Source organism: Microbacterium sp., from assembly GCF_031179285.1.
In the GTDB taxonomy this organism is placed as follows: Bacteria; Actinomycetota; Actinomycetes; order Actinomycetales; family Microbacteriaceae; genus Microbacterium.
Genome location: NZ_JAPSHY010000008.1, coordinates 17,789 through 43,286, shown reverse-complemented (window position 1 = coordinate 43,286; position 25,498 = coordinate 17,789). Strand labels below are relative to the sequence as shown.

Below are 25,498 nucleotides of genomic sequence, written 5' to 3'. Positions count from 1 at the left end.
CTCGTTCGTCATGCCGGTGCTGAACGAGCACGCTTATCTCGAACACGCCGTCGCATCGGTGCTCGCGCAGCAGCTCGACGGCCCCTCCGAACTGGTGCTCGCCCTCGGTCCCTCGACGGACGGCACCACGGAACTCGCCCGCGGGCTCGCCGCCGGAGACGACCGCATCCGGCTCGTCGACAATCCGGCAGCTCACATCCCCGTCGGCCTGAATGCCGCCATCCGAGCGAGTCGATACTCGACGATCATCCGAGTCGACGCGCATTCCGAACTCGCGCCGGGCTATGCGGCGCGCGCGCTTCAGACGCTGGAGCGCACCGGCGCCGCCAACGTCGGGGGCGTCATGCGCGCCGACGGGCGAACGCCGTTCCAGCGAGCCGTGGCTCGGCTGTACAACTCCCCCGTCGGCCTCGGCGGCGGGGCGTACCACGGCGGCGGCCAGGAGGGCGAGGCGGAGTCGGCCTATCTCGGTGTCATGCGTCGGGAGGTGCTCGACGAGGTCGGCCTGTTCGACGAGTCCATTCGCCGGGGCGAGGACTGGGAGCTGAACCTGCGCATCCGTCAGGCCGGCCATCTGGTGTGGTTCGACCCGAAGCTGTCGGTGACCTACTGGCCGCGGGAGAGCTGGTGGCGCCTGGCGCGGCAGTTCCGCGCCACCGGTGCCTGGCGCGGCGAGCTCGTACGCCGTTTCGGCCGCCGGAACAGTCTTCGCTACTTCGCGCCTCCCGTGCTCGTGCTGCTGTTCGCCGCAGCGCTCGTGATCGCCGCGCTCCAGGCCGCCGGACTGCTGCGGGGACTCGCCGCTCTGCTGTCGTCGTTGATCTATGTTCCGATCGCCGCCTACGCGGTGCTGGTGCTGGCGGTCGCCCTGGCTCCCGGCGGTGGCCGCATCCGCCAGCGCCTCTGGACCCTGCTGGTGCTGCCGACCATGCATCTCTCCTGGGGGATCGGCTTCGTCGCGGGAGTGATGCGCGGAGCCGGCGACACGGTCGACGCCTCCCGGCTCGGCGACCGGAACACGCCGCTGCCCTGACCGACGGGTGGTCGCGGGTGCGTCTCGCTCGCGTCAGCGGGTGACGAAGCCCTGATCGAGGATGCGTGCGACGACGCGCTGCGCTGCATGACCGTCGTCGCGGGTGTTGAACTGCGCGCGCCACGCGGCATACCGCTCGGCATAGCGTTGCTCGTGGCCGGCGTCCGCGAGGGCGGCGGCCAGCTCTTCCTGATTGTGCACCAGCGGGCCCGGTGCCCGCTCGGCGAGGTCGAAGTAGAAGCCACGGAGCTCACCACGGTAGTGATCGAGGTCGGGCACCAGGAAGTACATCGGCTTGCCCGTGACGCTGAAGTCGAACATCACCGAGGAGTAGTCGGTGATCAACCCGTCCGCCGCCAGCAGCAACTGCGCCGTCTCCGGGTACCCGGTCACGTCGATCACACGCGCGCCGGCGCGATCCCGCCCCGGCTTCAGCGTTCGCGAATGGCCGCGCACCAGCACGACGGCGTCAGCCTGCTCGGCGAGCAGTTCGGGATCGACGAAGTCGACCATCTCACTGCGGTCGTCGCGCCACGTCGGCGCGTAGAGCAGCACGCGCTCATCGGCCTGGATGCCGAGCGCCGCCCTGACGACCGCCGGGTCGCCGCCGCGCAGCGCGTCGTTGCGCGGATACCCCTCGGTCCAGATCGGCCGGCCGAAGAATGCGTAGGCCTTCTTGAGGATGCGGGCGGAGTAGGGGTTCTGCGCCAGGAGCACATCCCACCGGCGGGACTCCTTCACCACGGCCGCCATCCGGCGCGGGTCGAAGCCCGGCCGGTGAAGCGCCAGTCTCTTGAGAGGCGTGCCGTGCCAGGTCTGCAGGACGGTCTGACCGGCCTTTCGCGAGAAACGGCGTCGCAGCCAGTCGTTGACCACCAGCAGCCGTGCCGCACCCCTCGCGCGCCACCACTCCGGGCTGCCTTCGACCACCGCGATCGCGCCATCCGGGATCGCGACCGAGAGGTCGGTGACACTCCAGTAGCGCCGGACGGCCGGCGCCTGTGCCGCGAGCTCCCGGTCGATCGCCCGCGGGTTGCAGCCGACGCTCTGACCGTAGAAGCTCTCGAAGAACACCGCGTTCTCGGTGGCTCCCGCCTGCGCGAGATAACGCCCCTCCAGGGTGGACTGGCCCTCGACGCTCTCATACACGGGATCGAGCGGAGGTCCGATCCGCACGCGGTCGCCGGAAAGCGCCACCCGGAGCCCTGTGAGGACGATCGGCGCGATCGCCAAGTCATCCAGGGCGGCTTCGGGCACGCGCAGTTCGTACTCACCCGCGGGGAGCGGCAACTCGGCTCCGCCCCAGCGCGAGGCACGCAGCGGGAAGCGTGCTTCCCAACCGTCGGCATCGCCGTCGATGGTGCCGACGACCCCCGCGCGCGCTCCGACCAGCTCAGCGTTGACCGGCGCGTGACCAGAGCCTGCGACGATCAGCGTCTCTGCGCGCTCGTCGATGCGGGCCGTCGTCATTGTGCTCCCTTCGGCGCGGGGACACCCCGTGCGCGGATTGCCTCATACACCCGCAGGGCGTTGCGCCCGTCTCGGAACGCGTGCATCTCCGCGCTGAGCGTAGCGGACCGCTCCGACCTCTTGCTGAACTCGGTAATGTTGCTGAGGACGCGCTCCAGCTGCGCCAGAAGCTCATCCCAGTTCCGCGCGGCATCCGCACCTGCCACATCCTCGAAGCGACCGTAGAACCCGCGAGTGCCGGCGTACTCGGCGGCATCCGGCGCCAGGAAGAGCACCGGCATCGCGAGCAGGCCGACATCGAACGCCAGCGAGGAGTAGTCGGTGACGAGCAGATCCACGGCGGCCAAGACCGGCGTGACATCCGGCAGGTCACCCGCGCCGAGCATCCGCACCCTCTTCGTGGGCAGCGGCGGAGCGTATCCGCCTTCGCCGAGCGGGTGCGAGCGGATCAGCAGCGTGGCATCGAGCGTCTCGAGCAGACCGACGATCCGGATCCACTGCGCGGCGTCCGGCACGGCCGGGTCCGGCGCACCGTCACGCCAGGTGGGGGCGTAGAGGATCACACGGGAGCCGGCGACGTCGCCGATCACCGCGGAGAGCCGGTGGGATGCCGCAGCGCGGCGCTCGTCTGCGGACCCGGCCGAGAGCACGTCGACACGCGGCTCACCGGTGACGACGACGCGCTCATCACCGAGACCGAAGGCGGACTCGAGCCGGCCCCGCGAGCGATGGGACGCGACCGGAAGCACTCGGATCCGCTGGGCGGCGCGACGATACAGCAACCCGACGAGGCGGCGCAGGAGCGGGGCGCCCGGCACGTTCGGCACCTGCGTCGTCGCCGGCGAATCGAGGCCGATCCGCTTGAGCGGGATGCCGTGCCACAGCTGGACCACGAAGGCCCCGGCGACACCATAGCGGTTGACGTCGCCGAACCCGTGGGTGACGACCACGACGCCTGCCCTCGCCGTCTCCCACCAGCCGCGCATGCTCGACTTCGGCACCGTGCGGATGCCGAGTGCTGCCGCATCCGCCTCTTCCCGCGCCGACGCGGTCAGCCATACGGTGTCGTGACCCTGTGCACGCGCGACGTGCCAGAGGGCGAGAGCGCCATCGCCGATTCCGGCGCCGCAGCCGACGACCCACCGACGCCCGCGCGGTACGAGAAGAGTGGCAATGCGTCCGACGGCGTACACGGGGATGCGAAGCAGCTTGGCCGCGTTGCCCGAGCCGAAAGAGAAGGACGCCACCTCGCGAGCCTATCGCGGAGGTGACGTCCTTCCGGGAGCGGTGCGGCCGCTCGACGCGTCGATCAGCCGGCGAGCTCGCCGAGCGTGACCTCGATCTCGTTCTCGCGTCCGTCGCGGACATAGGTGACGGTGGCCGTGCTTCCCGCGGCCGCCGCGCGGACCTGAGCGGTCAGGTCGCTCGCGCTGGTGATCGGCACGCCGTTGAACGCCGTGACGATGTCATCGGCCTTCAGCCCCCCGGCTTCGGCCGCGCCGCCGCCGGTGACCTCGGCGATGTATGCGCCGGACACCTCGGAGCCCTCGACCGCGGCCGCGTCGCGCACCGAGGCACCGAGCAGGCCGTGACTGGCGACGCCGTTCTCGATGATCTCATCGGCGACGCGCTCGGCGATGTTCGACGGGATGGAGAACCCGAGTCCGATCGACCCGGACTCCTCCGATGCGCCGGCGCTCGCGATCGCGACGTTGATGCCGATGAGTTCGCCCTTGCTGTCGACCAGCGCGCCTCCGGAGTTGCCGTGGTTGATCGCGGCATCGGTCTGGATGACTGCGATCGAGATCGTCTCGGTGGCCTGTTGCTGCCCGGAGCCGGGGAGGTCGAACTGGAAAGGCCCGCCTTCGCCCTCTTCGGGAGTCTCCTCCTGCGGAGCGTCTTCGGCCGACGAATCGGGCAGTGCGGAGGAGGCGATCTGGATGCTGCGGTTCAGTGCGCTGACGATGCCCGTCGTGACCGAGTTGGCCAGTCCCAGCGGTGCGCCCAGCGCCACGGCGGTGTCTCCGACGTTCAGCTTCGACGAATCGGCGAACTCGATGGGCGAGAGATCCTCCGCCCCTTCGAGCTTGATGACGGCGAGATCGTAGATCGGGTCGGTGCCGACGATCGTGGCGTCGAAGATGCGCCCGTCGGACGTGGTGACGCGGATCGCGGGGTCAGCCGCCGCCCCACCGAGCGTGACGACATGCGTGTTGGTGAGGACGTAGCCGTCGTCGCTGATGATGACACCGGATCCGCTTCCCGCCTGGTTGGTGCCGGCGACCTCGATCGTGACGACGGACGGCAGAGCCTTCGCGGCGATCGCGGTCGTCTCGTTCACCGAGCCGGGATTGTTCACCGTGATGGTTTCGGGCCCGGACGCGACGCCCGTCGACGGCGTCGTGGCGACGGCGTCCCAGATCGCGCTCGAGCCGACACCGGCCGCGCCGCCGACGAGGGCCGCGGCGACGAACAGCGCTGCGACCTTCACGCCGGTGCGCGGCTTGTTGTCCTTGGTGGTCACCGCGTCCGACGTCGGGGCGCTGTGACCTCCGGTGGAATCGGGACCAGCGGTGCCCCCGGCGGTCGCTGCGGGAATCCCGAACGCGGCCCCGTATGCCGCCGGAGCGACGTCGGGCTGGTTCGGCCCGTGCGCTGCGCCACCCGGAGCGGCGGCAGCACCGGCCGACGTATGACCAGCGGCAGATGCGCCGGGCGAACCGAACGGCACTCCGGTGTGAGCTCGGGCGGAGGTGAACGTCTGGGGCATGTCATGCCCCCGCCCCGCAGCCTCCGCAGCTCGGGTCGCGGCGGCGTCTGCCGACTGGGTGGGCGGCACGACGGGTGCCGGGTGGTCCTTGGTGCTGTCTTCGTTCATGGTCTGCTCCTTCAACAACGCCCCTTCAGAGTGCGCCCCGAGTCTGTGCGTTCCATATGCTCGTGATGAGTTTCCGCTATGGCCTTAGCCTGTTCTTCATGAGTGTCATTCCCGGCGCATGGCGGCGCACGGCGGCCGGAGCCGGCCTGCTTGCCGCAGACGGATCGGTCGCGCCCACCATCTTCGCAGAGATGTCGGCCGCAGCGGCCCGAACCGGCGCAGTGAATCTGGGTCAAGGGTTTCCCGATGAGGACGGACCCGTCGACGTGCTGGACGCTGCTCGCCGAGCGATCGCCGATGGCGCGAACCAGTATCCGCCGGGACGCGGCATCCCGGATCTGCTCACCGCGATCAGCGAGCACCAGCGACGCTTCTACGGTCTCGAGGTGGATCCGGATCGGGAGGTCATCGTGACCGCCGGCGCCACCGAGGCCCTGACCGCCTCGCTTCTGGCGCTGATCGACGGGCCAGAAGATGAGGTCGTCGTCTTCGAGCCGTACTACGACTCCTACGCGGCCGCGGTCGCGCTGGCCGGCGCCCGTCTGCGCACAGTGCCCCTTCGTGCGCCGGATTTCCGGCCCGATCTGGACGAGCTCGCCGCGGCGGTGACCGATCGGACCCGCATCATTCTCGTGAACGACCCGCACAACCCCACCGGAGCCGTCTTCGGCCCGGACGTGCTGGCCGAGGTCGTGCGACTGGCGAACGTGCATGACGCGATCATCGTCACCGATGAGGTGTATGAGCATCTCGCCTTCCATGCCACGCACACCCCGATCGCCACGCTCCCCGGCGCCGCGGAGCGCACGCTCACGATCTCGTCTGCGGGCAAGACGTTCTCCGCAACCGGATGGAAGATCGGGTGGATACATGGGCCTGCCGAGCTCATCACCGCCGTGCTCACCGTCAAGCAGTACCTCACGTACGTGAACGGCTCGCCGTTCCAGCCGGCCATCGCGGTGGGGCTGCGCCTCGGCGATGACTATTTCGCTGAGGCAGCGGCGACCCTCGCGCGCAAGCACGAGATCCTCGGTGCGGGCCTCCGGGCGGCCGGGTTCGCGGTTTCACCCCCGCAGGGCGGCTACTTCACCGTCGCCGACGCCAGCGCGCTGGGCGGCGCGGATGCCGCGGCGTTCTGCCGGGCACTCCCCGACCGCGCCGGTGTCGTCGCGATCCCGCTCACGGCGTTCGTGTCAGCCGGCAACCGCTCCGCATACGCGGGCCTCGTCCGTTTCGCCGCCTGCAAGCGGGTCGAGGTGCTCGAGGAGGCAGCGGCCCGTCTCGCCGCACTCGCCCGCTGAGGGCGGCGCACGGCATCCGGCATCCGTGGTCCGCGGGCTATCCCCCGCTGCCCGGGCGGCCGCGTCGACACAGATGCACGACCCGGGTACGGATGCCGGACAGAATCGCGGCGCGTCCCCCTGCATCCGTGCATTCGTCGTGCATCTGTACCGGCGCCGGCGACGTGAAGGCGCAGCCCTGCCCGGATCAGCGCGGGACGACGGCGTAGCGGCGAAGACGCAGTGACGGGTTCAGCTCGCGCGTCCGGTCGATGACGGCGCGCTCGAGGTGCGCGACAGCGAGTCCCTCTCCGGTCGCGACGCCGGCGAGCACGACGCCGTTCGGATCGACGATCTGCGAGTGGCCGACGCCGATCGGGGCGGGGTGGTCCGCCGCCGTGACGTATGCGGTGCTCTCGATCGCTCGGGCGGCGAGCAGCGTGGTCCAGTGATGTTCTTTGAGTGGTCCCCGCACCCACTCGGCGGGGACGACCAGCGCGTCGGCGCCGGCATCCATCAGGGTGCGCGCGACCTCGGGGAAGCGCAGGTCGTAGCAGGTCATCAACCCGAAGCGCATACCGCCGAGGTCGAACACGGCGGCGGCGAGCTCGCCCGACTCGACCCAGTCGGACTCGGCCTGGCCGAACGCGTCGTACAGGTGCTGCTTCCGATAGACGGCGCGGACGCCCTCGGCATCGACCGCCACGACCGCGTTCCGCACGCGCGTGGCGTCGTCGGCGCGTTCGGTGAGTCCCGCGACGATGGTCACGCCGTGCTCTGCCGCGAGCGCGATGAGCGCAGCGACGAACTCGCCGTCGATCGTCTCGGCGTTCTCGGCGAGGCTCGCGTCCATCGGATCGACGAAGTAGCTGGCGTACTCCGGGAAGACGATGAGGCGTGCGCCGCGCGACACGGCTGTCGCGGTGAGCGCGGCGATCCGCTCACGGTTGTCCCGACGGGACGCGGACGGCGCGAACTGACAGACCGCGACGGACACTGCGGAGGACTCGACCATCACCCCATCTTCTCGCATGCGTGAGGTCGCGGTCGCGCATCGCCCGATTGGCCACCACCCGGACATCCGTGATAAGTTATCTCTTGTGCCGCGGGGTGGAGCAGTTCGGTAGCTCGCCGGGCTCATAACCCGGAGGTCGCAGGTTCAAATCCTGTCCCCGCAACAAGAAGAAGGCCCGGATCCGCAAGGATCCGGGCCTTCTGCTTTCCCACGCGACCTTCGCGGGCCGCGCGCCACGGGCTCCGAAGACGCGAATGGGCGCCTCCCGAAGGAGACGCCCGTTCGCGGTGCAGCGGCTGACTACTCCCCCACACCCTCCAGCTCGAGCAGACGGTTCACGGCGTCCGTCAAGCGCTTGTCAGCCTCGGCGAACTTGGTCAGATCGCCGGCCTTCAGCGCGGTCTCGCGGTCGAGGAGTGCCTGCTGCGCCGCGGCGAGTGCCGCCGCCTCATCATCGGTCGGCGTCGCCGGCTCGCTCGGCGTCTCACCGGCATCCGGATCTGCCGGCTCCTCCGTGCCCGGATCGATCGGTTCGACCTCCTCGTCACCGCCGGTCGCTCCCGCGTCACCGCCGAACAGGGTGTTCAACGCCTCGGTGAGCGTGTCCTCGAAGGCCACCTGGTCACCGAACGCGACCAGCACCTTCTGCAGCCGGGGCAGCTGCGTGCCTTCAGAGGACTGCACGTAGACCGGCTGCACGTAGAGCAGACCGCCACCGACCGGGAGCGTGAGCAGGTTGCCGTACAGCACCTCAGACTCTCCCTGCTGCAGCAGATTCAGTTGCGGCACGACCGCGGTGTCGGAGTTGTACGTGTTCTGCACCTGTCCCGGACCCGGGACCGTCGTGTCGTCATTGATCTCGAGCATGCGAAGCTGCCCGTAACCCTCCGCCTTCACGCCGGCTTCGGCGCCGGCATCCGAGTCGACCGCGAGGTACCCCATGAGCACGTCACGGGTGTTCCCCTCGCCCTGGGTCGATGGGATGAACGTCGAGAACATCGAGAACCGCGGAGTCTCCTGTCCGGGCATCTGCATCGTCAGGTAGTACGGCGGCTGCAGCATCGACTCGCTTCGCGGGTCGTTCGGCGTCTGCCAGCGGTTGTCCTGCTGAGCGAAGGACCCCGCCGTGTCGACGTGGTAGACCCCGAGGACGTCTCGCTGCACCTTGAACAGGTCGGTCGGATAGCGCACGTGACTCATCAGCTCTCCCGACATCTCGCTGATCGGTTTCAGCGTGGACGGGTAGACCTTCTGCCAGGTCTTGAGGATCGGGTCCTCCTCATCCCAGGCATAGAGGGTGACGGAGCCGTCGTACGCGTCGACCGTTGCCTTGACGGAGTTGCGGATGTAGTTGATGTCGTCGATCGCAAGCGTCGGCGTCGGGACGTTGGAATCCGCGATCGCGTCGGAGAGGCTCACGCTCGTCGAGTACGGATAGGTCGAGCTGGTCGTGTAACCGTCGACGATCCAGACGATCCGGCCGTCCACGACGCTCGGGTACGGGTCGCTGTCGAGCTCGAGGTACGGTGCCACCTTCTGCACCCGGGTCAGCGGATCCCGATCGTAGAGGATCTGGGACTCCTCGTTCACGAGGTTCGAGAAGAGGATCTGCTCCGACTGGAACTTCAGCGCGTACAGCAGCTTCGTGAAGGTGTTGCCGATGTGTGGCCCACCCTCGCCTTCGAACGTCGTCTTCGTCTCGCTCGCGCCGTCCTGCCCACGCGGGTAGTCGATCTCGACCGGGTCGGCACCGCTGGGCGCACCCACGATCGAGTACTCCGGCGAAGTCTCACCGAAGTACACGCGCGGCTCGAACTCCTCCGTCTCAGTCAGGAACCCCGCCGTCGGGATGCCGCGCTCGAGGAACACCGGCTCTCCGTCACTCGTGCGCTGGTTGCCCGCAGCGGCGACGAGTCCGTACCCGTGGGTGTAGACGGCGACCCGGTTGTTCCAGTTGTCGCCGTCACCGAGCCGGTTGATGTCGAGTTCGCGCACGGCGACGACGGTGTCCTGGGTCTGCCCGTCGACCTCGTAGCGATCGACGTCGAGCGTGTCCCCGAACTGGTAGTAGGCCCGGTACTGCTCGAGCTGACGAACGGTCGGGGGGATCACCTGCGGGTCCACGATGCGGATGGATGCCGTGGTCTCGGCGTCCTCCCGCAGCTGCCCCGCCTCGGCGTCGGTCTCGGCAGTGAACGGCGTCGTCTCGAGGTTGTCGACGCCGAAGGCCGCCTTGGTCCCGTCGATGTTCCGCTGATAGTACTCGGCCTGGTAGGCGTTCTGGTTCGGCTTCACCTGGAAGGTGTTGACCGCCCAGGGATATCCGACGCCGACGACCAGCGATGCCACGATCAGCAGCCCCGTCGCGGCCAGCGGGAAACGCCAGCGGCCGATCACCGCGGTCACGAAGAACAGGACGGCGACGAGGGCCGCCAGGATCGCGAGGATCGCCAGCCCCGGGATGGTCGCGTTCGCCCCGGTGTACGCGGCACCCGTGATGCGGTCGTCCTCGGCGACGAGCGTCTTGTAGCGGTCGAGCCACAGGCTCGCGGCCTGGACCAACAGGTAGAGGCCGGCGAGCACGGCGAGCTGGATGCGAGCGGGCTTGGAGATGCGCAGTTCGCCCTGGCCGATGCGCACCGAGCCGTACAGGTAGGACACCAGGGCGGTGACGAGCAGGCAGAGCAGCAGCACTGCCGACACGTATGCCAAGAGAATCGAGTAGAACGGCATCGCGAACATGTAGAAGCCGGTGTCGAGACCGAACTGCGGGTCGAGCGTTTCGGTCGCGACGCCGTTCGCCCAGAGCCAGACCGTCTTCCACTGGCTCGACGCGGAGAATCCGGCGAAGAGTCCGAAGAAGATGGGCATGCCCCACATGGCCAGGCGCCGCAGCGGCTCGATGACCTCCTGGTACCGGTCGAGCTGCGAGCTCAGCCGCACGTACACCGGACGCAGCCGGTAAGCGAGCTGGATCGTCAGGAACAGCGGAACCGCCATTCCGAGGAAGCCCACCACGAACATCACCGCGGTCGCGATCCACTGAGTGGTCAGCACGCCGGCGAAACCCACCTGGTCGAACCAGAGGAACTCCGTGTACAGCGAGGCGAAGACGAAGAAGGCAGCGATCAGAGCAGCGATGATCACCAGCGAGATGGTGATGATCCGTCGGGACGTTCGGGGCGTGGCCGGATTCGGCGCAGAGGTCGTGGTCACGGTCCCATCCTAGGCACGCATGACTATGGGTGGGCTGTCATCCCTGTCACGACGCGGTCACGGGCGCGCCCCGATCTCATCGAGGCGGGCGCCGACGGTCACGGTGTCCCGCACGTGGGCAGCGACGCGACATCGCCGTCCTCCGCGATCACCTCGAGGGCGGCGAGCGACTCGTCGAGCGTCGCGGTGCGGATCACCTGCAGGCCGTCGGGCACGTGACCGACGACGTCGTCGCAGTTCGATTCCGGCGCGAGGAAGAACTCGGCCCCCGCGCTCTGGGCGCCGTAGAGCTTCTGGCGGATGCCGCCGATCGGGCCGACGGTGCCGTCCGCCTCGATCGTGCCGGTGCCGGCGATCCTCTCGCCGCCGTTGAGCTCCCCAGGCGTCAGGGTGTCGACGATACCGAGGGCGAACATCATCCCGGCGCTCGGTCCGCCGACATTGTCGAGCTGGATGGTGACGTCGATCGGGAAGTGGTAGTCGGTCCGCAGCGTGATGCCGATCAGCCAGACCGTCTCGTCGCCCTCGACGTGCTTCTCCGGCGTGAGCGACACCGTGCGCTCCTCATCGCCGCGCAGGACGCTCAGCGAGACCTCCGCCCCCTCGGCATCCTGAATCGCCTGACGCAGGACCTTGGCGGAGGTGACGGGCGAGCCGTCGATGGCGGTGATCACATCGTCGGCCTCGAGGAGTCCCTCGGACGGGGTGCCGTCGACGGCCTCGACCACCTGCACCCGGGCACCGGTGTCGTATCCGAGTTCGCCGAGGGCGGCGGCGGTGGCCTCATGCTGCGAGTCCACCATCAACACCGCATTGCGCTCATCGCGTTGTTCGCTCGTGACCCCTTCGGGGAAGACCGACTCCAGCGGCACGACGGCGCGCGACGAGTCCGTCCATGCCAGCGCGAGCTCGAACCAGCTGGGGGTGCGCTCACGGTTTCCGACGACCTGGACGGTGGTGAGGTCCAGGGTTCCCGCCGTCTCGAACGTCTCAGCCCCCTCGATCCGGATGAGCGGGACCTCTTCGCCGTTCTCGGTCGCCGCGGTGCCGAGCGTGTCGTACACGGGGCCAGGACGCTGGATGACGTACGGCGTCGGCAGGAAGGTGAGCACGACGAGAGCGACCAGCGCGACGAGCAGAGCCCAGACGCCCACTCCCACCTTCAGCGGGCCGGTCCGTTGCACAGTGATCCTCCGTCGTTCGCGAGCGGCGTACAGCGATCTGTCCGCGGCGGGGTCGCGTGCAGAATCCTGCAACTAGCGTAGATCCCACGGCTATCGGCGTGCTGAGAGGGCGATCGACATGGCAGACAACGACCCCACACCTGAGGACTTCCAGGAGTTCCTGCGACGGATGCTGTCCGGGCAGGGCGCCGGAGACATCGACCCCGAGGCGCTCCGGGGCGCCTTCGAGGGCATGGAGGGGTTCCAGCTGGACCCCGCGATGATGTCGACGATCATGTCGCAGCTGCAGAGCGCCTTCGGCGGCGACGCCTGGGAGAGCGCGCTGCGCCAGGCCCTGCACATCGCGAATCGCGACGGTCAGAGCATCTCGGCGGGGTCCCAGACCTCTCTCGTCGACGCGTTCGCGCTCGCTGATCTGTGGCTGGGTGAGGCGACGACGATCTCGGAACTCTCCGAGACGCCGCGGGCGATGACGCGCGGCGAGTGGGTGCAGGCGACCCTTCCGGTGTGGAAGGAGATCGCCGACCCCGTGTCGACGAGCATCGCCGATGCCCTCACCAGTGCGCTGGACACGCAGGTCCCCGAGGAGATGCGCGACCTCGTGCAGGGAGCGGGAAAGCTCATGCGCGGGCTCGGCGGCTCGGTGTTCGCAGCGCAGTTCGGGCAGGTGCTGGGCAATCTCTCGCTCGAGGTGGTCTCCGGCGGCGACGTCGGCATCCCCGTGCTGCCGGCCGGAACCGCAGCCGTGATCCCGCAGAACCTCGCCGACTTCGGTGCGGGGCTGGAGATCCCCGAGGACCAGATCGCGCTGTACCTGGCGACCCGCGAGCTCGCCTACGCCCGGCTGTACCGCCACGCCAAGTGGCTGCACCTGCACGTCATGGCGCAGATCACCGACTTCGCCCGCGGGGTCACCGTCGACGTCGACGCGCTCGAGGACGTCGCGAGCCGTCTCGACCCGTCCAACCCCGAAGAGCTCCGAGCGGCGATCGAGGGCGGTGCGCTGCTGCCCGCGCAGACCGACGCGCAGCGTGAGGCCCTGGAACGGCTCGAGAACCTCGTCGCGACGATCGACGGCTGGGTCGATGTCGTCACCGCTCAGGCGACCGCGCGCCTGCCGGACGGCCCGCGCATCGCCGAGGCCGCTCGCCGCCGCCGCGCCGTCGGCGGGCCCGCCGAGGATGCCCTCGGCGCCCTGGTGGGGCTGAAACTGCGACCGCGCAGGATGCGGGAGGCCGCGGCGATGTGGCAGGCGGTGACGGATGCCGTCGGCACCGCCGGTCGTGATGCGCTCTGGGACTACCCGGACCTCATGCCGACGGCCGAGGACATCGACGATCCGAGCGGACTCGTCGCTCGCCTGCAGGCTGTCGCTCGCGGTGAGCAGCCGGTTGTCGACGAGTTCGACGAGGCTCTCGCTCGCCTGCTGGACGGCGACGACTTCTCGGGCGAGGGTGTGGATGCCGGCCCTGGTGACACCGACGGTTCCGGCACCGCCGACGGTGACCCGGACGCCGGCAGCTCGGATGCCGACGACGACGGGGGTCCCGGAGGCGACCGGCCGGTCTGAGCACGGTCGGCCGCGTCGCGCGCGGGCACCGCTCGCGCCCCGGGTGGCGGGGCATCACTCGTCCTCCCCATGAGGCCCGCGGTCTGGACTTCTCCACGGATGCGTCGTCCTCGCCCCCGGACACAGCGAGATCTCCCGAGAATCGGGACATGCCTCCGCCCTCTCCGAAGACCATCACGCGGCTCGATCCCGCCGCTCCCCTGCTCTGGCGCGACGAACACACACTCCAGCTCGGGGTCGATGGGCGCGTCCGCATCGAGATCGTCGGAGACTGGGTCGAACCCCTCCTCCTGCGCATGGTGGATGGGTTTTCCCGCCGCGCGTTCGATGTGATCGCCCACGCGGCCGGTGCGCCCCGCAGCGACGCACGCGCTCTGATGCGCCGCCTCGAGCCTCTTCTCATCGACGATCCGCCGGCGCGGCCTGCCGCGTGGGTCGAGGGCCTGAACGTGACCGATGCCCGAAGCGACTACCGGATGCGGGAGGCCCTGGCCGACGAGGGTGTTCCGACCGGCATACGTTCCGCGCGGGGCGCGATCGGGGTGATCCTCGTTCAGGGCGCGGCCGCAGCGCTGCAGTTCGCTCCGTATCTCCGGGAGGACGTCGCACACCTGCCCGTCGCCTTCGAGCGCGGGCGCATCACCGTCGGTCCGCTGGTCATCCCCGGTGAGACACCGTGCCTCGCCTGCAGGGACGGTCATGAGCGCGACGCCGATCCGGCATGGCCACGGCTGCACGCTCAGCTGATCGGGCGCGACGGCGGTGCGCTGACGTCGGTCCGCGTCGCCGAAGCCGCGTTCCTCGCCGCCCGGGTCATGACGGCGCCCGAGCGTGAGGGCGCGACGATCGTCGAGATCAGCGCGGACGGCGTCCGCGAGCGGCGTTCGGTGAGGTTTCACGCAGAATGCCGGTGCCGCGAGCAGTCGTTCCCATCTCAGCGAGAAAGCGCGACGGCGCCCGCTCCCCTCGCCCTGCCGCGCGCGACCACGACAGTGACAGCGTTCGCGCGGCCCGCGTGACGCCGACGTAGGCGAGACGGCGCTCCTCATCGATGGCCTCGAACGTCGTCGCGTACGAGATCGGCAGAGCCCCCTCCGCCCATCCGGTCAGGTGCACGTGAGGCCACTCCAGCCCCTTCGCGGCGTGGAGGGTCGACATGGTGACCGTGCGCATGGTCGGTTCGTGCTGGTCCTTCGCCCTGGCCATCAGTGCATCGCTGAACGAGCGCAAGGTGGCGTCGGGGCCGGCTTCCTCAGCCAGCCGCAGGATCGCCCGACGCGCCTCCCAGCCGTCACGCTGAGCGCCTCCAGCCGCCGGCGGCTCCTCGGAGAGACCGAGTTCGCGGAGGACCTTGTGCACATTACCCAGGAAGTCGCGTTCCGTCGGGGCGACCGCTGCGCCCCGGAGCGCCAAGATGGCCTGCCGCACCTCCGGCATCGCGAAGAACCGGGTGCCGCCCAGCACGGTGGTGGCGATCCCCGCCGCGGCCAGCGCCTGCTGCAGGGCGGCCGATTGCGCGTGCGCGCGGTACAGCACGGCGATGTCGGATGGGGAAGCTCCGGCGGCGATCTGCGCCGCGACCGCGGCGGCGACACCCGCGGCCTCGTCGGTCTCGGTGTCGTAAGCGGTCACGGTGGGGGCATCCGCCGAGAATGAATCGCGCGCCGGGACCAACTCCAGCGCACCCGGCCGCCCGCGCATCAGCGCGTTGGCGGCGGCGAGGATCGGCGCCTGGGAGCGATAGTTGGTCTCCAGCCGCACCACGGTCGCGTCGGGGTACCGGCGCTCGAACTCCAGCAGGAACCGCTGCTCTGCGCCGGCGAAGGAGTAGATGGTCTGGCTGGCGTCACCGACGACGCAGATGTCGCGGCGGTCACCGAGCCACAGCTCCAGGAGCCGGTTCTGCAGCGGGGAGACGTCCTGGAACTCGTCGACCGTGAAGTGACGGTACTGCTCGTGGATGGCTGCCGCCACTCGCGGCTCCGCTTCCAGCATGCCCGCGCACGCCAGGAGCACGTCTTCGAAGTCGAGCTGTCTCCGCTCGTCCTTCAGAGCCTCATAGGCGCGCTGAAGCTCCACCAGTTGCGTGCTGTCGACACCGCTCACCGTGCGGCCGAGAGCCGCATGCTGTTCGATCGACAGCATCGAAACCTTGCGCCACTCGATCTCCGAGGCGATGTCTCTGAGCGTCGCCGTATTCGGACGCATCCGCAGCCCGTCGGCCGCCTGACCCAGCATGCGCACCTTGTTGTCGATGATCGAGGGGGCAGGCGACCCGGCCAGCGTCGGCCAGAAGAAGTTCAGCTGCGCGAGGGCCGCCGCGTGAAACGTGCGGGCAGCGACTCCCTCGACGCCCAGCGCGCGAAGCCGGCCGCGCAGTTCTCCTGCGGCCTTCGCCGTGAACGTCACCGCCATCACGCGCGACGGCGAATACGCTCCGGTGTCCACCCCATGAGCGATCCGGTGCGTGATCACGCGGGTCTTCCCGGTGCCGGCGCCTGCGAGTACCGCCACCGGCCCGCGCAGCACGGATGCCGCCTCACGCTGCCGCTCGTCAAGCGCCGCCAGTGCCGCGGAGCCGACCGCTTCCGGCGCGCTCACGTGTGTTCCTCGTACCACTCGCGGATCAGCGCTCTGGCGATCGACGCGAGCCCCGGCAGGCCCACGGGTCCGTCGCCGAGCAGCGCCGTGCCGATCTCAGCTCTGGTGAACCAGCGGACGTCGATGATCTCCTCGCCGTCGGCCCGCGCTGCGGACTCGTCCTCGACGACGGCGCGGAACCCGATCATCAGCGAGCGGGGGTACGGCCATGCCTGCGACGACACGTGGCGCACGGCGGCGAGCCGCACGCCCGCCTCCTCCTCAATCTCCCGGTGCACGGTCGATTCGAGCGTCTCGCCGGCCTCGACGAAACCGGCGAAGCAGCTGTACATCCGGCCACCCCAGTTCGCGTTGGCGCCGAGCAGCAGTCTTTCTCCGTCTGCGCTCTCGACAGCGACGATGACAGCGGGATCGGTCCGCGGGAAATGCTCCTTGCCACAGGCGAGGCACCGCCGGGACCAGCCGGCCTGACGAAGCTCCGTCGCCCCGCCGCAGGCAGGGCAGAAGGGAGCGTCGCGGAGCCAGCCGGCGAGCGCTATCGCTTCGACGAGCAACTCGCCGTCGGCGGCATCCATCCTCCCGCCGATGTCGCGCAGTCCCAGCCAGGTATCCGTCGGCCCTGGCTCTGCGGGGTCCGCGTCCGGCGGCACGGCGAGCAGGAGCGCGGCACCGGTGGCGTCACGACCGAGCAGCGCCCAGGTGGCGTCGTCGATGTCCGAGGGAGACACGAGGAGCAGAGTCACCGGCTTCTCGGTGCCGGGTCCAGGACGACCGGCGCTCGCGTCGGCGTGTCGCCCCTCGACACGCCGAGACGGCGACGTTGCTCCCGGGATTCGGGACGCGTCGGTGTCGAGACCCCGGGCTCCCCCGCCCCGGGCGGGAGCGACACGGACGCGGCCGTCCCTGACGACGAGCACCCGGGTGTCCGACTCGGCGCGCAGCCGATCGAGAATACCGATCTCGTCGCGGAGTTCGGCTGCTCGGTCGAGGGCAGGACGCTGGACGCTCATCGACTCCCTCTCTCACGGGCGTGGCGGAGGCGGGACCGCCCCTGTGCCGACCTACCCTTAGGGCATGGCACGCTCTCCATTCACTCTAGCCGCGGCAGTGACGGCCGCACTGCCCGGAGCGGAGGTGACGGGAGCACGCCCGTTGACCGCCGCAGGAGACGGCCGATTCGACTCCGCCGTGGCCTCGCTCGCCGACGGCCGCGAGCTCGCGATCCGCGTGGCGGATGACGACGAGGCGGCCCGCGAACTCGCGGCCGAGGCCCTGGCGCTTCGCGCGCTCACCGCCGGAGCCCGCGCGATGCTGCCCTTCCGCGCGCCGGAGTACGTGGGCGAGACGCGGCTCGGCGACGGTCACGCTCTGGTCACCGAGCTGCTGCCGGGTTTCCAGATCGAGGCAGCGCACGTTCCCCCCGGCCGTGGAGCCGCCGAGTCGATGGGCGCGGCGATCGCCGCCGTCCACGCGCTGCCCACTTCCGTCATCCGGGGAGCGGGACTGCCCGCCCGCTCCGCGGAGGAGGGCCGCGACGAGCTGCGACGTCTCATCGACACCGCCGCGGCGACCGGGCGCGTGCCCGGACGGCTGACGGTGCGCTGGCGAGACGCGACGGCCGATGACGACCTCTGGCGTTTCGAGTCGGCCGTCGTGCTGGGCGGCGTCCAGGCCACCTCCTTCCTCTTCGAGGACGACCCGGAGCGCGGACCCGAAGTCATCGGACTCCTCGGATGGCACGGCCTCTCCGTCGGCGACCCGGCCGTCGACCTCGCCTGGCTCTCAGCGGCGCCCGACGCCGCCGACGACGTCCAGGCCTCCTACGCACGTGCCGCCGACCGGGTCCCGGATGCGGCACTCGAGGTCAGGGCACGGCTGCTCGCCGAGCTCGAATTCGCGCGCTGGCTGGTGCACGGCGATTCCTTGCGCCGCGCGGACATCGTCGATGACGCCGCAGCGCTTCTCGAAGCCCTCGCAGAGGGAATCCGTGCCGACGACCTCGGCGTGGTCGCCGCGAGAAGCCACGGGGTCGACTCCGCGCTCGACGCGCTCGACCGGGTTCCCGAGGCTGCTTCCGCACCCGTCGACACGTCGATGCACACCGATGCATACAATCCTGACGAGCTCTGGCACGGCGCGGATACCACCGGCGCCGTCCCGTCGTTCGGCAGCGGCGCGGACAACACGGCCCAAGACACCGCCGGCGACGCTGTCGCCGGCGACACGGATGCGCAGTCCGCCCGCCGAGCAGAGATGCTCGATCTCGCCACAGAGGACCTCTCCGGAGTCGTTCCCGCCCCGGGCGTCGATCAGACGGCGACGGACGGCGAGCACCAGCCGCGCATCGCCCATCGCGACGAGGACGCGGGCGGCGCGGCCGATTCCGAGGAGGCTCAGCGGGCGGCCCGCGCGGCGCTCCAGCGCTGGAGAAGCTCCTCCTCCGAATAGACCCGGTCTCCCCGGATGATGAGATCGTCCGCGACGTAGTACAGCGCCACATCGATCTCTTCCAGAGGCACGCCGAAGCGCCGATGGTAGGCGAGTCGGTACAGAGCGAGCTGCAGCATCCGCTCCTCTCGCTCCTGCTCGGTTCTCGGCGCCTTGCCCGTCTTCCAGTCCACGATCTCGATCCGCCCGCCGCGATCCTCACGGCGATACACGGCGTCGAGCTTGCAGATGACGATATTGCCCGGGTGGTCGACGGCGGGTTCTCGGTCGCCGACTCCCCCGCCGGAGGTCAGGGAGGCACCGAGCGCGAAGTCGATCTCGATCTCGACGGCGATCGGCTTCAACCCTCCCCATTCGCTTCGTTCGAAGGTCTCCTGCAGCCGCGCGAGATCGGCGGCATCGGCGGACGACGCCACTTCATCCCCAGTGCCGCTGAAGGACGTGTCGGCGCCTTCCAGATCGTCGTCGACCTCCCACAGCGCATCATCGACGCGGGTTCCCACACCGACGAGTTCGGAGCGGCGTTCGACCCAGGCATGAAACAGCGTTCCCAGGCGCGTCTGGCGGTAGGGGCGCTCCGGCATGGGCCGGACGATCGATGACAACGTGCCACGGAAATCCGTGACGTAGTCCTTGAACCGCGAGGCGGGCACACGCGTCGGCGGCGCAGCGTCGGTGCCACGCAGGCGTGCCGCCCGTTCCGCGAGCAGCCGAGCAAGCTCCGGCGACGGTTCGACATGTTCCAGTCTCGCCGCGTCGCGCACCGCGGCTGCAGCGGCGCTCACCGCGCCACGTCGAGCACCGAGCGGATCAAGCGGCCAGCTGACGGTCGACCCCGGACCCTCGTACGGGTTCTCGGTCGGATCGACGGCCTCGACCGGATCGAGTCCGAGCACATCCATCGCCTCGATGAGGAACGGACTCGGCGTCCGGGGCGACTTCTGGCCCGCCCAATGCGCGCCGGTGAGAAGCAGGTCGTTCCTGGCTCGCGTGATCGCCACGTAGGCGAGGCGCCGCTCCTCCTGCTGCTGGTAGTCCCGGTAGGAGTCCTTGAATCGGCGCAGCGCACCTCCCTGCGGGTTCGACTTCGAGACGCCCCCCGAGAGCGAAGACTGCGCGAGGGCCTGACGTTTCGCCGGATCGGTCTCATCGCCGATCGCTGCGGCAGGGTCCCATTCGAAACGCGGCAGCGCATCGCGGTCACCTCGGAGTGCGAACGGCACGACCCCGAAGCCGAACCAGCCCGATGTGTCGGACACGCGGCTCGGCAGCTCGTCGGCGACGAGCCGGACGACGGCGACAGCATCCCATTCCAGGCCCTTCGAGCCGTGGATGGTCAGCAGCTGCACGACGCCCGGCTCGGGCGGCTCGGGACGCGGCATCAGCTCGTCGGTGCTCTCGGCCTTGTCGAGCCAGGCGAGCAGACTGCCGATCGATCCGCGCTCGTCGGCGGCGAGGAAGGCCCGCACCTCGTCGGAGAAGGCCCGCAGCTGCGTGGCGGCCACGCGCGCCGGCCCCCTGGTCTCGTTCGCGGCCAGTTCGATGTCGAGCCGCAGCTCCAGCTCGACGAGCCGGACCAGCTCGGGGATCGGCTGCGATGAAGCGCGGCGGAGTCGTTCGAGCATCTCTCCCGCCGCTCTGATCCGCGCTCGTCCCTCCGGTGAGATGCCCTCGAGCAGTCGATAGTCGTCGCGCACGGCGCGCACGACGTCGACCGCGTCGATGATCGAGATCGCCTCGTCTGCACCGCGCGACGATCGCAGCCGCTCCCGCACCTCGTCCGGCAGGGGCGCCATGGCCGAGTCCCGCTCGGCGATGGTGCGTCCGAGGTCGTAGAGCGCGGCCATGTCTGCCACGCCGACGCCGAATCGCGGCCCCGTGAGCAGCCGGATCAAGGCGGACCCGGCGGTGGGATCGTGGACGACGCGCAGTGTCGAGACGACGTCGACGACCTCGGGAGTCGTCAGCAGTCCGCCGAGCCCGAGGATCCGATGCGGGATGCCGCGCGCCGCGAGCGCCGCCGCGAAGGTCTGCATATGCCGCTTCGATCGGAACAGGATGGCGCCGGTATGTGGCCTGCCGGCAGACACCGGGTCGTGGTCGGCGCGGCGTTCTGCGAACCAGGTCGCGACCGCTGCGGCCTCATCGTCGACGGTGAACGCGAACCGGACATCGGCGGTCCCGACTGCGGCGCCCGGTCGAGGCTCGAGGGGTGGCACGTCGAGTCCGGGACGCTGCAGCGGCTGAAGCGTCCGGTTCGCGATGTCGAGGATGATCCGGTCGTTGCGCCAACTCGTCATCAGGCTGTACGTGCGCGCCGAGGCGGCAGTCGCGAACGCCGCGGAGAAGGCATAGAGGTTGTCTGCGCTCGCCCCCCGCCAGCCGTAGATCGATTGGTGCGGGTCTCCCACCGCCATGACGGCCGAGTCGCGGAAGAGCTCAGCCAGGAAGCGCGTCTGGATCACCGACGTGTCCTGATACTCGTCCAGCAGCACGACCCGGTGCTGTTCGCGCAGCTCTGCACGCACGTCGGAAGCCGACTCCACGATGTCGTAGGCGCCGCTGACCTGATCGGCGAAATCCAGCACCCCGCGGCGCTCCTTCTCACCGATGTACTGCCGCACGAGGTGCGCGAGGGTCGACAGGCTCAACAGGTTCGTCGCCGCCTTGTCGACATCGGCGTTGCCACGGTAGGGCTCGAGGGCGCGGGCCTGATCGTGGGCGAGGCGAACCGCACGATCGAGGTCCACTCGGTGATCGAGTGCCTCCCCCGCCAAGCGCTGCACCGCGTCGATGACGGTCCCCAGCGCGTAATCGATGTCTTCCAGCTCGGGCAGGTCGGACCGCAACACGACCTCGCGCGCCAGCATCCACGACGCCGCCTGGCTGAGCATCGCGACGTCGGGGTCGCGCCCGATCCGCGCCGCGTGCTCACGCACGATGCCGTCGGCGAAGGCGTTGTACGTCGACACCCGCGGGCGGATCATGAGTTCCTCGGCGGTGCGCGGTTGCCGCGGATCCCAGCCGGTGCCCAGCCGTGCCGCGAGTTCGTCGAGAACTTGCGCTCTGATGAGTTCGCGCTGACGCCCCGGTGCCGCCTCGTCGATCCGCCGCAACGCCCTCGACCGCACGATCTCCGGCAGATGCGGCAGCAGGCCGCGGCGGCCGAACTCATCGACCACCGCGAGACGTGCGCCGATGCGTTCGGCGAGTTCGCCGGCCGCCTTGCGGGTGAAGGTGAGACCGAGGATCTCCTCGCGACGCACGTGCCCGTTGGCGACGAGCCAGACCACGCGGGCTGACATCGTCTCGGTCTTGCCGCTGCCGGCTCCTGCCACGACGAGCGCGGGCACCGGCGGCGCCTCGATCACCTCCTGCTGCGCCGCCGTCGGCGCCGGCAGGCCGAGGGCGGACGCGATGTCGGTCGCGGAGATGCCGAGTCGTCCACTCCAGTCGAGGCCGCTTTCCGCCGGATTCGTCCCGAGCGCGTCGGCGACGCCGGATAGGGCAGCGCCCGTCATGCACTCACCGCCGGCACCGTGTGGATGCGGCAGGGATAGACGCGTCGCTGCGTGTCGGCGCAGTGCGACTCGACCTGCGCTGTGAAGCTCGACGCCGACATCCCGCGGGCGGCCTCCGCCACTCGGCGCAGGAACGCGGCGCGGGCCTCGTCGTCGAGCGTGTGCTGGTGCGCGACGCGGTAGTCGCTCTTGGCCAGGGTCTTCGACACGATCACGAGCCTCGCCCCCGCGAGAGCTCCCGGGTGGGCTCCCTCGATCAGGCCCTCCTGCACGGCGATCTGGTAGGCGGCGAGTTGCGCATGCTCGAGCACAGCCGAATCGGACTCCGGACCGCTCTTTCCCGTCTTCAGGTCCACGACGACGACTCTCTCACCGTCCGCAGCACCCGACATCGCCTGCCAGCCGCGTCCCCGCGCCGCCGCGTGCTCGCCAGCGCCCCGCGGGTAAGCCTCGATCCGGTCGATGTACCCGCTGACGATCGCGCGCGGACCGATGTCATCGGCGTCGGCGGGATGCACCTCCGGCACGGCGTCATCCTCCCCCGGAGGCGGGAGCGCGACCGCGAAATCGAAACGCGCTTCGCTGCCCAGCACGCGACCGTTGTCCGTGCGCACCTCGCCGAGATACGAATGCAGCCGGTCGACGAACAGGTCGGCACGCCGCCGCTCCTTGCGCCCGATCCACTCCGTCTCGAAATCGAGCTCGGGCCAGTGCTCGGCAACGACGGCGCGCATCCGTTCGAGGTCACCGTCCGGCACCTTCTCCATCGCCTCATGGACGATGGTGCCGATACCGGCGGTCGGGGGCATCACGGTGTCGCCGCCGAGTGCCGAGACCACCCAGTTCAGACCGCACTCCTCGTACGACTCCATCTTCGACGGGGAGACGCGCGCGCCCTCGACGGCGAGGTCTCGCAGCGGGGCATCGGTCGAGACCGGAGTGATGCCGTACCACTCACCGGGATCCGCTCCTGGCACGCCCTCGCGCGCGAGCACCGCGAGCTGGGCAGCGGCCTCGCGACGCACGGCCTCCGCACGCGACGTCGTCAGTGCGCGGCGATGCCTGGCTACTAAGCCTCGAAGGGTGAGCGGATGCTCGGCGGAGGCATGCTTCTCCGGCGGCTCCGGGGCCGGAAGAAACGCAAAGAACGGGCTCGGCGTCAGGTCATCGTCATCGACCGCCGTGATGAGAAGGCGATCGCGAGCTCTCGAGATCGCGCGCACGAAGAGCCGCAGCTCGTCGTGCAGCGCAGCGCGGCGTCGGTCGAGAACTCCCGGCACCTCGGCGCGCGAACCGGCCCTCGCTGCGATCATCGCGTCTGCGAGCCGCCATGTCTGAAGCATCCCGCCGCGCAGCCGCAGATTCGGCCAGACCCCGTCCTGCACCCCGGCGACGACCACCGCGTCGAACTCGGTGCCGAGCGCCGTCGCCGGCGTGAGCAGTGTGACGCGCCCCGGCCGGTCAGGCGTCGAGAGCGAGTCCTCCGGCACCTCGCTGTCGAGGATGTCGCGCACGAAGACGTCAGGCCTCTCGTTAGGCATGCGCTCGACGAAACGCTTGGCCGCATCGAACAGCGAGACGAGGGCATCGAGCGCCCGAGCAGTCTCCGCCCCGGCCGGCTGCAACGACATCTCGCGCCAGGCGACGTGCAGACGACGCCCGTCGACGGCGCGAGCCTGATCCCACACGCGCCACAGCAGATCATGGATGGTCTCTCCGCGTGCGGCGCCCACGGCCACTGCTTCCACGGTCTCCGCGAAGCGGGCGGCCGTGCGCGATTCCGGGGCGTCGATCAGCGTGAGATGCGTGGGATTCGACATCGCCATGCGCAGCAGCTCGCGCGCCGGCGTCGCGCCGCCGTGCTCGAGCTCGATGTGGCGCAGACGTGCACGCAACCGTCTCAGCCCGATCGCGTCCATCCCTCCGAACGGCGTGCGCATCGCCTCTTCCCAGGCTTGCGGTGTGCGCTCGTTCATCGGGGTGAGTGCGAGACGGACGATGCCGACGATGTCTCGGACGATGCCCTCTGTGCCGAGCGGTCGCTGCACCCCGGCGGCCCGTGTCGGGACCTCGCGTGCGGCGAGCTCCGTCTCGAGTTGCGTCACCTGCCGGGTGTCATGGGCGATGACCGCCATCCTGTCCCAATCGATCCCGGCGGTGAGATGCCACTCGCGCATCACCCCCGCGATCCGGTCCAGCTCCTCATGGGGAGACGGCGCGAGGAAGGTGGTCACGGCGCTCTCCCGCTCCGCGCCCGTCTCGACATCCGCCGTCGTGCCCGGTGCGCGACGGTGCTCGACGCGCCCTGCCACGCCGATCGCCTGCGTCACCGTCCTGGTGAGCGCTGTGAGGGCTGGTTGCTGCCGGTGGGGAGCGTCGAGGACGTACACCTCTCCCAGTGCGCCGGCCAGCTGCGCGAACAGTTCAGGGCTCGCGCCACGGAACGCGCCGGAGGAGATGTCGGGATCACCGAAGGCGAGCACGGCGATCCCGCGGGCGCGCAGCGCCCTGACCACCGCGATGCCGCCTCTCGTGAGTTCTTGGGCGTCGTCGATGAGCACGACCCGCAGCGGTGCCAAGGGGCCGAGGGTCGCCGCATCGGCCGTCTGCAGGATCGCGCACGCTTCACTGAGCAGGTCGGCGGCGTCCCGATGCGCGAACCGCAGCGCATCGAGCACGGATCGATACTCCACGAGGAACTCCGCGGTCGCTGCCCACACGTCGTCGCCCGACGCTCGGAGTTCGTCAGGACGGACGCCCAGCTCCGTGCACTCGGCGAGAAAGGCGCGCAACTCGGAGCGGAAACCCTTGGACGCGCGCACCGAGGCACTGAGCGTCTCCGGCCACGGGACGCGAGCGTCTTCTGCGTCGCCCGCGAGCAGTTCGGCGATGATGCGGTCCTGATCGGCGCCGGTGAGCAGAGCCGGTGGTTCGGCTCCGGCTCGCACCATCGCGCCGCGCACCAGCTGGAAGGCGAACGAGCCGAGCGATCGCGCCAGCGGCCCGGGGGTGGCCTGATCGACGCGCACACCGATGCGGTCGCGCAGCGCCGTGGCGGCCTGTCGGCTCGGAGTGAGCACCAGAACCTCCTCTGGGCGCATCCGCTCATCGCCCAGCAGGTGAACGACCCGGTCGGTGAGGGTGCGGGTCTTGCCGGTGCCGGGCGCGCCGATGATGACGCCGGATGCCATCGCGACGGCGCCGACCACGGCTCGCTGCGCAGCATCCTCTGTCATGCTTCCACGCTAGCCGGATGAACCGACATCGCCCCGCTGCCGGATG

At 69.9% G+C, this 25,498-nt stretch carries 14 protein-coding genes and 1 tRNA gene; 5 read left to right on the top strand and 10 right to left on the bottom strand.

Going from position 1 to position 25,498, the window contains the following annotated elements:
- The first annotated feature begins 10 nt into the window (after positions 1–10).
- On the top strand, positions 11–1,033 hold the full coding sequence (locus tag RIN18_RS06920) for a glycosyltransferase family 2 protein (protein ID WP_375163508.1): 1,023 nt from the start codon (positions 11–13) through the stop codon (positions 1,031–1,033).
- A 33-nt stretch (positions 1,034–1,066) separates the two neighbouring features.
- Here RIN18_RS06920 and RIN18_RS06915 read toward each other — a convergent pair whose 3' ends face one another.
- The 3 genes from RIN18_RS06915 to RIN18_RS06905 all read right to left on the bottom strand — a co-directional run bounded on the left by RIN18_RS06915 (position 1,067) and on the right by RIN18_RS06905 (position 5,381).
- Positions 1,067–2,503, bottom strand: coding sequence for a CDP-glycerol glycerophosphotransferase family protein (locus RIN18_RS06915; protein ID WP_309103221.1), 1,437 nt, complete (start codon positions 2,501–2,503; stop codon positions 1,067–1,069).
- Positions 2,500–3,750 (bottom strand): CDP-glycerol glycerophosphotransferase family protein, encoded by a 1,251-nt coding sequence (locus RIN18_RS06910; RefSeq protein WP_309103220.1) that lies wholly within the window; start codon positions 3,748–3,750, stop codon positions 2,500–2,502. The genes RIN18_RS06915 and RIN18_RS06910 overlap by 4 nt, the downstream gene beginning before the upstream one ends.
- Positions 3,751–3,812: 62 nt before the next feature.
- Positions 3,813–5,381 (bottom strand): trypsin-like peptidase domain-containing protein, encoded by a 1,569-nt coding sequence (locus tag RIN18_RS06905; RefSeq protein ID WP_309103219.1) that lies wholly within the window; start codon positions 5,379–5,381, stop codon positions 3,813–3,815.
- Between the two features lie 98 nt (positions 5,382–5,479).
- On the opposite strand from RIN18_RS06905, the gene RIN18_RS06900 reads away from it, so the two are divergent.
- Positions 5,480–6,682 carry an aminotransferase class I/II-fold pyridoxal phosphate-dependent enzyme gene (locus RIN18_RS06900; RefSeq protein WP_309103218.1) on the top strand — a complete coding sequence of 401 codons (1,203 nt, stop codon included), beginning with the start codon at positions 5,480–5,482 and terminating at the stop codon, positions 6,680–6,682.
- A 187-nt stretch (positions 6,683–6,869) separates the two neighbouring features.
- On the opposite strand, the gene RIN18_RS06895 is transcribed toward RIN18_RS06900, so the two are convergent.
- Positions 6,870–7,676 carry a carbon-nitrogen hydrolase family protein gene (locus tag RIN18_RS06895; RefSeq protein ID WP_309103217.1) on the bottom strand — a complete coding sequence of 269 codons (807 nt, stop codon included), beginning with the start codon at positions 7,674–7,676 and terminating at the stop codon, positions 6,870–6,872.
- A gap of 89 nt (positions 7,677–7,765) precedes the next feature.
- Here RIN18_RS06895 and RIN18_RS06890 point away from each other — a divergent pair.
- A tRNA-Met gene (locus RIN18_RS06890) sits at positions 7,766–7,839 on the top strand.
- A 137-nt stretch (positions 7,840–7,976) separates the two neighbouring features.
- On the opposite strand, the gene RIN18_RS06885 is transcribed toward RIN18_RS06890, so the two are convergent.
- Together RIN18_RS06885 and RIN18_RS06880 are read right to left on the bottom strand one after the other, a co-directional pair.
- Positions 7,977–10,892 carry a UPF0182 family protein gene (locus tag RIN18_RS06885; RefSeq protein WP_309103216.1) on the bottom strand — a complete coding sequence of 972 codons (2,916 nt, stop codon included), beginning with the start codon at positions 10,890–10,892 and terminating at the stop codon, positions 7,977–7,979.
- A gap of 98 nt (positions 10,893–10,990) precedes the next feature.
- A complete protein-coding gene (locus tag RIN18_RS06880) occupies positions 10,991–12,076 on the bottom strand; it encodes a PDZ domain-containing protein (protein ID WP_375163504.1) in 1,086 nt (361 codons plus the stop codon).
- Between the two features lie 118 nt (positions 12,077–12,194).
- Here RIN18_RS06880 and RIN18_RS06875 point away from each other — a divergent pair, with 118 nt between their 5' ends.
- Positions 12,195–13,646, top strand: a complete 1,452-nt coding sequence (locus tag RIN18_RS06875; RefSeq protein ID WP_309103214.1) for a zinc-dependent metalloprotease — start codon at positions 12,195–12,197, stop codon at positions 13,644–13,646.
- Positions 13,647–14,501: 855 nt separating this feature from the next.
- Here the strand turns inward: RIN18_RS06875 and RIN18_RS06870 are convergent.
- Entirely contained in the window at positions 14,502–16,247 is a 1,746-nt protein-coding gene (locus RIN18_RS06870) for an ATP-dependent helicase (protein ID WP_309103213.1), read from the bottom strand.
- Positions 16,244–17,257 carry an NAD(+) diphosphatase gene (gene nudC, locus RIN18_RS06865; RefSeq protein WP_309103212.1) on the bottom strand — a complete coding sequence of 338 codons (1,014 nt, stop codon included), beginning with the start codon at positions 17,255–17,257 and terminating at the stop codon, positions 16,244–16,246. The genes RIN18_RS06870 and nudC overlap by 4 nt, the downstream gene beginning before the upstream one ends.
- Before the next feature lie 64 nt (positions 17,258–17,321).
- On the opposite strand from nudC, the gene RIN18_RS06860 reads away from it, so the two are divergent.
- On the top strand, positions 17,322–18,695 hold the full coding sequence (locus RIN18_RS06860; RefSeq protein ID WP_309103211.1) for a hypothetical protein: 1,374 nt from the start codon (positions 17,322–17,324) through the stop codon (positions 18,693–18,695).
- Here the strand turns inward: RIN18_RS06860 and RIN18_RS06855 are convergent.
- Entirely contained in the window at positions 18,641–22,216 is a 3,576-nt protein-coding gene (locus tag RIN18_RS06855; RefSeq protein ID WP_309103210.1) for an ATP-dependent DNA helicase, read from the bottom strand. The genes RIN18_RS06860 and RIN18_RS06855 overlap by 55 nt on opposite strands.
- The gene (locus tag RIN18_RS06850; RefSeq protein WP_309103209.1) at positions 22,213–25,452 is read right to left on the bottom strand and encodes an ATP-dependent DNA helicase; all 3,240 of its coding nucleotides are present in this window, start codon (positions 25,450–25,452) and stop codon (positions 22,213–22,215) included. The genes RIN18_RS06855 and RIN18_RS06850 overlap by 4 nt, the downstream gene beginning before the upstream one ends.
- Positions 25,453–25,498 lie beyond the last annotated feature (46 nt).